The 8,811-nt window shown below is 65.7% G+C and carries 8 protein-coding genes; 2 read left to right on the plus strand and 6 right to left on the minus strand.

Annotation, left to right across the window (positions count from 1 at the left end; genetic code table 11):
• Nucleotides 1–236 (plus strand): DinB family protein (locus BRAS3809_RS24250; RefSeq protein WP_035658113.1); only part of this gene is annotated, 236 nt, incomplete at its 5' end.
• A 211-nt stretch (nucleotides 237–447) separates the two neighbouring features.
• Here the strand turns inward: BRAS3809_RS24250 and BRAS3809_RS24255 are convergent.
• Complete coding sequence (locus BRAS3809_RS24255; RefSeq protein ID WP_008964677.1) at nucleotides 448–1,002, minus strand: GNAT family N-acetyltransferase; 555 nt, start codon at nucleotides 1,000–1,002, stop codon at nucleotides 448–450.
• 246 nt (nucleotides 1,003–1,248) lie between these two features.
• Here BRAS3809_RS24255 and BRAS3809_RS24260 point away from each other — a divergent pair, with 246 nt between their 5' ends.
• The gene (locus BRAS3809_RS24260; RefSeq protein WP_008964678.1) at nucleotides 1,249–2,478 is read left to right on the plus strand and encodes an LON peptidase substrate-binding domain-containing protein; all 1,230 of its coding nucleotides are present in this window, start codon (nucleotides 1,249–1,251) and stop codon (nucleotides 2,476–2,478) included.
• Nucleotides 2,479–2,811: 333 nt separating this feature from the next.
• Here the strand turns inward: BRAS3809_RS24260 and BRAS3809_RS24265 are convergent, their stop codons facing one another.
• From BRAS3809_RS24265 to BRAS3809_RS24285, 5 genes are all read right to left on the minus strand, one after another.
• Nucleotides 2,812–3,981 (minus strand): acetyl-CoA acetyltransferase, encoded by a 1,170-nt coding sequence (locus BRAS3809_RS24265; RefSeq protein ID WP_008964679.1) that lies wholly within the window; start codon nucleotides 3,979–3,981, stop codon nucleotides 2,812–2,814.
• Nucleotides 3,982–4,055: 74 nt separating this feature from the next.
• Nucleotides 4,056–5,039, minus strand: coding sequence for a D-erythronate dehydrogenase (gene denD, locus BRAS3809_RS24270; protein WP_008964680.1), 984 nt, complete (start codon nucleotides 5,037–5,039; stop codon nucleotides 4,056–4,058).
• A gap of 144 nt (nucleotides 5,040–5,183) precedes the next feature.
• Nucleotides 5,184–6,119, minus strand: coding sequence for a carbohydrate ABC transporter permease (locus BRAS3809_RS24275; RefSeq protein ID WP_008964681.1), 936 nt, complete (start codon nucleotides 6,117–6,119; stop codon nucleotides 5,184–5,186).
• Entirely contained in the window at nucleotides 6,116–7,069 is a 954-nt protein-coding gene (locus BRAS3809_RS24280) for a carbohydrate ABC transporter permease (protein WP_008964682.1), read from the minus strand. Before BRAS3809_RS24280 ends, BRAS3809_RS24275 begins: the two co-directional genes overlap by 4 nt.
• A gap of 342 nt (nucleotides 7,070–7,411) precedes the next feature.
• The gene (locus tag BRAS3809_RS24285; RefSeq protein ID WP_008964683.1) at nucleotides 7,412–8,734 is read right to left on the minus strand and encodes an ABC transporter substrate-binding protein; all 1,323 of its coding nucleotides are present in this window, start codon (nucleotides 8,732–8,734) and stop codon (nucleotides 7,412–7,414) included.
• Between the last annotated feature and the right edge of the window lie 77 nt (nucleotides 8,735–8,811).

The following is an 8,811-nucleotide window of genomic DNA, read 5'->3' on the forward strand; positions in this document are numbered from 1 at the left end:
ACGAGACCGTGCGCATCAACCGCGAGAAAAGGGTGCAGAACGAGCGCTGCGACCGCCTGCTGCTGCATCTGTTCCAGCACGACATCCACCACCGCGGCCAGGCCCATGCCATGCTGTCGGCGACGTCCGTCAAGCCGCCGCAGCTTGATGAGTTCTTTCCGGCTGACGATGCGGGCCTGCGGGCCAAGGATTTCGCCGAGCTCGGGTTCAGCGAAGAAAAGGTGTGGCGGAGCTGAGGTCAGACAAACGTCGTCTGCGTCATTCCGGGGCGCGCGAAGCGCGAGCCCGGAATCCATAGCCACAACCGGCCATGAGGCGCGAGATGCTGATGGCGCCTGCCTTCGACCCATGCCGGCCTGTGGCTATGGATTCCGGGCTCATTCGCGCTGACTCAAAATGGCTTCGCCATTTTGCGCGCGAATGCCCCGGAATGACCAGCAGGAGAGATCAACGCGAAGCGTTGGCCCACACCGCGCGTGGAAGCCGGTACATCGCCTGCCTCCGCAACGGGCTGTCCGCCTCGACGCGCGGATGGTCGAAATCGGACGCCTCGTCCCGGATCATGCCGAGCTTGCGCATGACGTTCTGCGAGGCCTGGTTGGCCGGCGCGGCGTAGGCGATGATTTCATCCAGGCCGAGCGTGTCGAAGCCGAACGCGAGCGAGGCCCGTGCCGCCTCCGTCGCAATCCCCCGCCCCCAGGCCGCGCGCGCCAGCCGCCAGCCGATCTCGACTGCCGGTGTGAACGGGGCATCGAAGAAGACCTTGAACAATCCGGTTGCGCCGAGGAAGGCGCCGGTGGCGCGGTCTTCGACCACCCAGAAGCCAAAGCCGTGCTCGGCAAAATGCTTGATCTGGAAGTCGATCCATTGATCGCAAGCCTGTCGCGTCGGCAGCGCGCGCAGATATCGCATGACATCGGGATCGGCAGACATGGCCGCAAACGGCGCGCGGTCCTCGTCGCGCCATGCGCGCAAGGTCAGGCGATCGGTCTGGATGGTCATGATGCAAGCCCACGCGAGCTGTGGCGCCGCATCGCCGGCAGCACGGCCCGCTCGCCCGCCGCGACGATTGACAGCCGCATCAGCCTGCGTCAACCTGTCGGTAGGTTGATACGACCTGCCGGTTGCGCCCCTCCCGGGGGATGGTGAACGTATCGCGCCTTCACGGCCTCGCCCCTTTGCCCGAGCGACCGGGTCAGCAACGCAACCCTCTGACATCCCTGGTTCGCTCCTGCATAGGATTGAGCGATGCGCGATTTTCGCGATGCCAAGGCCATGGCGCAGACCCTGCGCGACTCTCTCGGTACCAGGTCCATCACCATCAGCCACAGTCTGAGCCTGGAGCTGGTCTCCCGGATGTTCGGCGTCGCCGACTGGAACACGCTGTCGGCGCTGATCAAGGGCAGCGATGGCGCCAAGCCGTCTCCGGCACCGATCGTCCAAGCGGCGACGCTCCGGCGCCCCGCCATTCCGCTGCGTGACCTCGTGCCGTTCCCCGGCGCCACCCACCCGCTGTTCGTCGGGCGCGCCAGGACGGTCAATGCGCTGAACGACGCATTCGCCCAGCAGACCGACGTCGTGATCGCGCTGCAGAAGCAGCGTGCGGTCGACGAACCCGGCTTTGCGGATCTCCACGAGATCGGGCTGCGCGCCGATCTGATCGAGCTGACGCCCCTGCCCGACGGCACGCTGAAAGTGCAGGTGCGGATCGGCCGGCGCGTCGTGATCAGGGCGTTCAGCCACGACGGCAGCGCCTATCAGGCGGAGGTGTCCGACATCGCCGAGGACGGGGCTACCGATGCGCCGGATCTGATCCTGCGCGCCGTGACGCGCTTCGAGCGCTACGCCGCGATCCGCAACATCCGCCTGTCCGAGAGCTGGCCGCCGTTCGGAGAGGGGCGACAGCCGGGCACCGTGGCCGACACGATCGCGGCGCAGGTGCTGCTGCCGCTCGCGCACAAATACGAGCTGCTGGCGGTGCTCGATCCGGTCAAGCGCCTGGAGCTGGTCGAGGCGCTGCTCGACGTCACGTCACGGCCGCTGTCGTCAGCGCTGCAGGCGACACGGCAGCGTGCGATCGCGCATGCGCGCGACCGCCGGCATCGCCATGCCACGCTCGAGCATCTGCTGCTCGCGCTGATCGATGACGACAGCGCCGCTGCGGTGATCAAGAGCTGCCGCGCCAGCCTGAAGCAGTTGCGGACGCAGACCCTCGCCTATGTCGACACTGATCTCGCCCACCTCGCGGCCGAGGATGGCGACATCGCGCAGCCGTCGCCGGCATTCCTGCGCGTCAGCGACCGTGCCGCGCTCGCCGCCCAGGAGGTCGGCTATCCCGTCGTCACCGGCGCCAACATGCTCCTGGCGATGTTTCCGGAAACACGCAGCCCCGCCGCGCGCCTGCTCGCCGAGCACGGCGTGACGATGGTGCGCGCCGCCAAGGCGGTGGCCGACGGCATCGGGAAAGAGGAGGCATGAACGGAGCCCGAGTGAGACGCGCCGTCATTGCGAGGAGCGAAGCGACGACGCAATCCAGGGCCACACGCTCGGCCCCTGGATTGCGTCGCTCCGCTCGCAATGACGGAGGATGGAGTTTCGTAGCCCGGATGAGTTCAGCGATATCCGGGATCACACGAGCTGCTGCGCTGAACCCGGATGTCGCTGCGCTCATCCGGGCTACGCGATTGCGCGTTCGGTCAGACGCCGATCACCGTCATTGCGAGGAACGAAGGCGACGAAGCAATCCAGGGTCGCGCGCTCGGCCCCTGGATTGCTTCGCTCCGCTCGCAATGACGGGGGATGGAGCCGAAGCTACTTCGCCGGCTCGAGGATCGACACGTAGTTGGCCACCGCGGCGCCGCCCATGTTGAAGATGCCGCCGAGCTTGGCGTTGGGGAGCTGCATGCCCTCCGGCGCGGAGCCGGTGAGCTGCATGGCGGTCATCACGTGCATGGAGACGCCGGTGGCGCCGATCGGGTGGCCCTTGGCCTTGAGGCCGCCGGACGGGTTGACCGGCAGCTTGCCGTCCTTGAGCGTCCAGCCCTCCTTGATGGCGCGGGCGCCCTGCCCCCTGGGCGTCAGGCCCATCGCTTCGTACTCGATCAGCTCGGCGACGGTGAAGCAGTCATGGGTCTCGACGAAGGAGAGATCGGACAGGGTGACGCCGGCCTTCTCGAGCGCGCGCTGCCAGGCCACCGTGCAGCCCTCGAAGGCGAGGATGTCGCGCTTGCTCATCGGCAGGAAATCCTGCGCATGCGCGGTCGCGCGGACGTTGACGGCCTTGGCGAACGACTTCGCCGTCTCGCTGTCGGTCAGCACCAGCGCGGCGGCGCCGTCGGAGACCAGCGAGCAATCCGTGCGCTTCAGGGGACCGGCGACATACGGGTTCTTCTCGCTCTCGGAGCGGCAGAACTCGAAGCCGAAATCCTTGCGCATCTGCGCATAGGGGTTGGCGACGCCGTTCTTGTGGTTCTTGGCGGCGATCAGCGCCAGCGCGTCGGACTGGTCGCCATACTTCTGGAAATAGCCCTGCGCGATCTTGCCGAACACGCCGGCGAAGCCGCCGACGGTGTCGCCGTCCTCCGGCAGATAGGACGCCTTGAGCAGGTTCTTGCCGATCTCGGGTCCGGGCGTGCGGGTCATCTGCTCGACGCCGACGACGAGGACGATCTTGGCGGCACCGGCGGCAATCGCGCGGATGCCCTGGTGGACGGCGGCCGATCCCGTGGCGCAGGCGTTCTCCACCCGGGTCGCCGGCTTGAAGCGCAGCGCGGGATCGGCCTGCAGCACCAGCGAAGCCGTGAAATCCTGCGGCGAGAAGCCGGCGTTGAAATGGCCGAGCACGATCTCGTCGACGTCGCCGGCCGAGATGCCGGCGTCCGCCAGCGCCTCATTGGCGACCTTGACGACGAGGCTCTCGACGGTCTCGGCGTCGAACTTCCCGAACGGCGTATGCGCCCATCCGACGATGCTGGCGGTCATGCTGTCTCTCCCGAATGTCTCCCTGCCCTCACATGGCGCTTTGCGCCATGCGAGTCCAGAGGCTGGCGGCGCTCTCAGGCGACGAACTTGCCGCCGAGCTCGTCCTCGATATGGATGCGGATGATGTCGTCGAAGGTCTTTTCCTCGGTGGTGAAGCCGAGCTCGCGGGCCCGCCTGGCCTCGAAATTCCGCGGCCAGCCATCGACGATGCCGATGATGAAGGGGTCCGGAACCCGCTTGATGCGGTCGGCGACCTTGTCGCCGGCGACGCGCCGCAGCGCGGCGATCTGCTCGCCGACGGTCGCCGACAGGCCGGGCATGGTCAGGTTCCGGCGCGGGCCGATCCTGACGGTGTCCATGGTCGCGGCGTGCAAGAGGAAGCCGACCGCCGAGCGCGGCGTCGCGTGCCAATGGCGGACGTCCTCGGACACCGGCAGCACGGCCTCCTTGCCGGCCAAGGGCTCGCGCAGGATGTTGGAGAAGAAGCCGGAGGCGGCCTTGTTGGGCGTGCCGGGGCGGATGCAGATGGTCGGCAGGCGGATGCCGACGCCGTCGAAGAAGCCGCGGCGGCTGTAGTCGGCCAGCAGCAGCTCGCCGATCGCCTTCTGGGTGCCGTAGCTGAGCAGCGGCGCATTGACGAACTCGTCGCCGATGGCGTCCGGGAACGGCGCGCCGAACACCGCGATCGACGAGGTGAAGACCAGGCGCGGCTTGTAGCCGTTGCCGATCAGCCTGATGGCGTCGAACAGCATCCGCGTGCCGTCGAGGTTGATGCGGTAGCCCTTGTCGAAATCGAGCTCGGCCTCGCCGGACACGATGGCGGCGAGATGGAAGATGACATCGGGGCGGTCGGCGACCAGCTTCTCGGCGAAACCGGGCACGGCGAAATCGCCGGCGATGGTGTCCACCGCGACGGACGTGTCGGGCTTCGCCGGCGCGACGATGTCCTGCAGGGTCATGCGGGTGATCGCACTGTCGCCGAGGCGGCCGTCGCGGACCAGCCACTCCACCAGCTTGCGCCCGACCATGCCGGCGGCGCCGAGAACGAGAATATGCAAAGGGGATGCTCCTTCAAAAAGTAGGGTGGGCAAAGGCGCGTAGCGCCGTGCCCACCGCAGCACTTGGCGATAGCACTTGGCGATGCCGAAAGACGGTGGGCACGCTTCGCTTTGCCCACCCTACGAGAGCTCGACGAGCCCGCCCTACTCCTTCACCGCGCCGGTCATGGCCGACACATAATGCTCGACGAAGAAGGCGTAAAGGATCACCAGGGGCAGCGAGCCGACCAGGGCGCCGGCCATCAGCGATCCCCATTTGTAGATGTCGCCGTCGACGAACTCGTTGACGATGGCGACCGGCACGGTCTTGTTCGGCGTCGACTGCAGGAAGGTCAGCGCGTAGATGAACTCGTTCCAGCACAGGGTGAACGAGAAGATGAAGGCCGAGATCAGGCCGGGGACGGCGAGCGGCACCACGATCTTGACCAGGATCTGCCAGCGGCTGGCGCCGTCGATCAGGGCGCATTCCTCGAGCTCGAAGGGAATCGTCTTGAAGTAACCCATCAGGAGCCAGGTCGAGAACGGGATCAGCAAGGTCGGATAGACCAGGATCAGCGACAGCGGCGAGTCGAACAGGCCATAGGCCTGGATCACCGAGGCCAGCGGGATGAACAGGATCGACGGCGGCACCAGATAGGCGAAGAAGATCAGCACGCCGACCGTGTCGGCGCCCTTGAAGCGCAGCCGCACGATGGCGTAGGCCGCGAGCACGGACGCGAAGATCGACAGCGTGGTGGCGCCGACCGCGACATACATCGTGTTCCACAGCCAGCGCGGATATTGCGTCTCGAACAGGAGCTTCGAGATGTGCTTGAAGGTCGGATGCACCACCCAGAACGGGTTGTACTTTTCCATGTCGATCAGCTGCTCGTCGGGTTTGATCGACGTCAGACCCATCCAGTAGAACGGGAACAGCAGCACCAGGAGGATGATCCCGAGCGGCAGATACAGCGTGATCAGCCGCCGCGGCAGCGACTCGAGATAGCTCATGCCCTCCGAGTCGTCGCCGGCGGCGAGCTTGGCCGCGGTGGCGGTGGCGTTCGACGGGGTCTTGGATTGCAGCGCGGCGGTGTCGGTCATTGGTCGGATCCTTGCTGCCATTTGCGCCGTTGCATGCCGAACCAGGAGATCGCGATCGCCGCCATCAGGAACGGGATCATGGCGGTCGCGATCGCGGCGCCCTCGCCGAGCCGGCCCGAGATGATGCCACGCTGATAGCTCAGGGTCGCCATCAGATGGGTGGCATTGACCGGACCACCGCGGGTCAGCGCCCAGATCAGCTGGAAGTCGGTGAAGGTGAACAGCACCGAGAACGTCATCACAACCGCGATGATCGGGGTCAGCAGCGGATAGGTGATGTAGCGGAAGCGCTGCCAGCTGGTCGCGCCATCCAGCGTCGCCGCCTCGTACAGCGAGGGCGACACGGTCTGCAGGCCGGCCAGCAGGGTGATGGCGACGAACGGCACGCCGCGCCAGATGTTGGCGATGATGACGGAGGCGCGCGCCCAGGAGGTGTCGCCGAGGAAGTTGATGTTCTGACTGATCAGGCCGAGCTTGATCAGCGACCAGGAGATGATCGAGAACTGCGCGTCATAGATCCACCAGAACGCGATCGCCGACAGCACCGTCGGCACGATGAACGGGATCAGCACGATGGCGCGGATCATGGCCTTGAACGGCATGTGCCGGTTCAACAGCAATGCGAGGTAAAGCCCGATCGCGAATTTGATGGCACTAGCCACGATCGTGTAGAGCAGCGTGTTGAACACCGACAGCCAGAAGATGGCATCGTCCCACAGCCATTCGTAGTTCTCGAGCCCGACGAAGACGCCGCTGCGGCCGATCTTCTCGTCGGTGAAGCTCATCCAGACGCCCAGGCCCAGCGGATAGGCCAGGAACAGGATCAGGAACGCCGCCGCGGGCAGCATGAACCACAACGCGACGAAGTTGCGGTTGGTCTTCAGGCGCGCCCATGCCGACGGCTCGCCCATGGCGGCGCCCGGAGGCATCGAGGTCTGGATGGTACTCATTCTTCGAGCAGCTCCCTTCGCGACGGATCCGTAGGGTGGGCAAAGCGCAGCGTGCCCACCGACGTTCCAGACGCATCAACGCCAATTCGTCATTGCGAGCGAAGCGAAGCAATCCAGGGCCAGGCAAACAGTCTGGATTGCTTCGTCGCCTTCGGCTCCTCGCAATGACGGCCGTGAGTAAGCCGTAGGGTGGGCAAAGGACCTCGGCGCGATGCGCGCATCGCGTCGAGGGCCGTGCCCACCATTCGGTGGTGCGGCAAACTCGGTGGGCACGGCGCGGGAGACATCGCGATCACTCACTGTCGTCCCGGCGCGCCTTTGCCCACCCTACGCAGCCGCGGCTCAGCGGAAGATGCGCTTGGCGGACCGCTCGGCGGTCGCCATCGCCGTCTTCACGTCCTCGCGGCCGGTGCAGTAGTTCGCGAACATGTCGACCAGGACAAAGTCGGCGATCGCGGCTGCGGCCGCTTCGCCGAGCTTGCCGACGCCGGCCGGCGTGGTCGCGGTGGCCGCGACGTCGCGATACGGCGTGTTCTTCGGATCGGCGGTCCAGATCGGGTTGGCGTCGTAGCCTTTCAGGAAGTGCGACAGATAACCCTGCGCCGCCTCGATCCACGGGTTGAACTGCTCGGGCTCCAGCATGAAGGCGGTGAATGCCTTGCAGGTCTGCGGGTACTTGGAGAAGTTGAACACCAGGATCGGGAAGCCCAGATGCATCTCGCGGGTCTTGCCATCCAGGCCGGGCGGCAGATGGGCGTGGTTCATGTCCTCGGCGATCTGCGGCGCCTCCTTCTTGGCGGTGACGTAGATCGAGATGCCGTTGACGGTGGTGTAGAGCTGGCCGGCCAGGAAAGCCTTGTTGTTCGACGAGTCGTTCCAGGACGCGGTGCCCGGCACGAAATTGTCGTACAGGCCCTTGACGTATTCGAGCGCCTTGGCCGTCTCCGGCGAGTTGATGACGACCTTGTTGTCCTTGTCGATCAGATTGCCGCCATGCGCCCACAGCGCCCAGTGCACCCAGCCATTGGCGTCGCCGGAGGCGTGGCCGAGCGCCATGCCGCCGGGCGTGCCGTTCTTGTTCATGGCCTTGAAGAACTCGGACATCCCGGCGAGGTCCTTCGGGAACTCCTTGAAGCCGGCCTTCTCGGCCGCGGCGACGCGATAGTTAATCAGGCCGCCTGTCGCCGCCACGGGAATGCCGATCCACTTGCCGTCGAGCATGCCATAGGCTTTGCCCGAGTCGGTCCAGCCGCCGCATTTCTTGCCGAGATAGTCGGCGACGTCGGTCATGTCGACGCATTTGTTGGAGAACAGGAAGGGCAGCGTGTAGAGGCCCCACACCATGTCGAGCCCCTGCCCGGTATTGGCCGCAACCGAGGCCTTGGGCTGGACGTCGTCATAGGATTCGTTGGAGATGTTGATGGTGACGTTGTTGGCCTTCTGGAAGGCGTCGACGATCTTCATGAAGGCCACGTCCTCGGCCTCGACGAAGCGCTTCCAGCGCATCATGTTGACCTTGGCGCCGGGCTCCGGCTTCCAGGGCGAGGTCTGCGCCCAGGCCTTGGCATAGCCGAGCAGCTCGTCGGCCGACATCGTCGCCGCCGCCGCCATCAAGGTCGCGCCGCCCTTGAGCAGAGACCGTCGATCCGTGAGGAATTTCGTCATCTGAAGTTTTCTCCCGTTGACTCTTGCTTGTTTTGTTTTTTGCCGGTTTTCCGGCCTTTTTGATTGATCTGCTTGGT

The organism is Bradyrhizobium sp. STM 3809 (assembly GCF_000239795.1).
In the GTDB taxonomy this organism is placed as follows: Bacteria; Pseudomonadota; Alphaproteobacteria; order Rhizobiales; family Xanthobacteraceae; genus Bradyrhizobium.

Excerpts from the sequence above, each read along its gene's own strand:
- BRAS3809_RS24255 (WP_008964677.1), bottom strand. The coding sequence starts at position 1,002 with ATGACCATCCAGACCGATCGCCTGACCTTGCGCGCATGGCGCGACGAG.
- BRAS3809_RS24260 (WP_008964678.1), top strand. The coding sequence starts at position 1,249 with ATGCGCGATTTTCGCGATGCCAAGGCCATGGCGCAGACCCTGCGCGAC.
- BRAS3809_RS24265 (WP_008964679.1), bottom strand. The coding sequence starts at position 3,981 with ATGACCGCCAGCATCGTCGGATGGGCGCATACGCCGTTCGGGAAGTTC.
- BRAS3809_RS24275 (WP_008964681.1), bottom strand. The coding sequence starts at position 6,119 with ATGACCGACACCGCCGCGCTGCAATCCAAGACCCCGTCGAACGCCACC.
- BRAS3809_RS24280 (WP_008964682.1), bottom strand. The coding sequence starts at position 7,069 with ATGAGTACCATCCAGACCTCGATGCCTCCGGGCGCCGCCATGGGCGAG.
- BRAS3809_RS24285 (WP_008964683.1), bottom strand. The coding sequence starts at position 8,734 with ATGACGAAATTCCTCACGGATCGACGGTCTCTGCTCAAGGGCGGCGCG.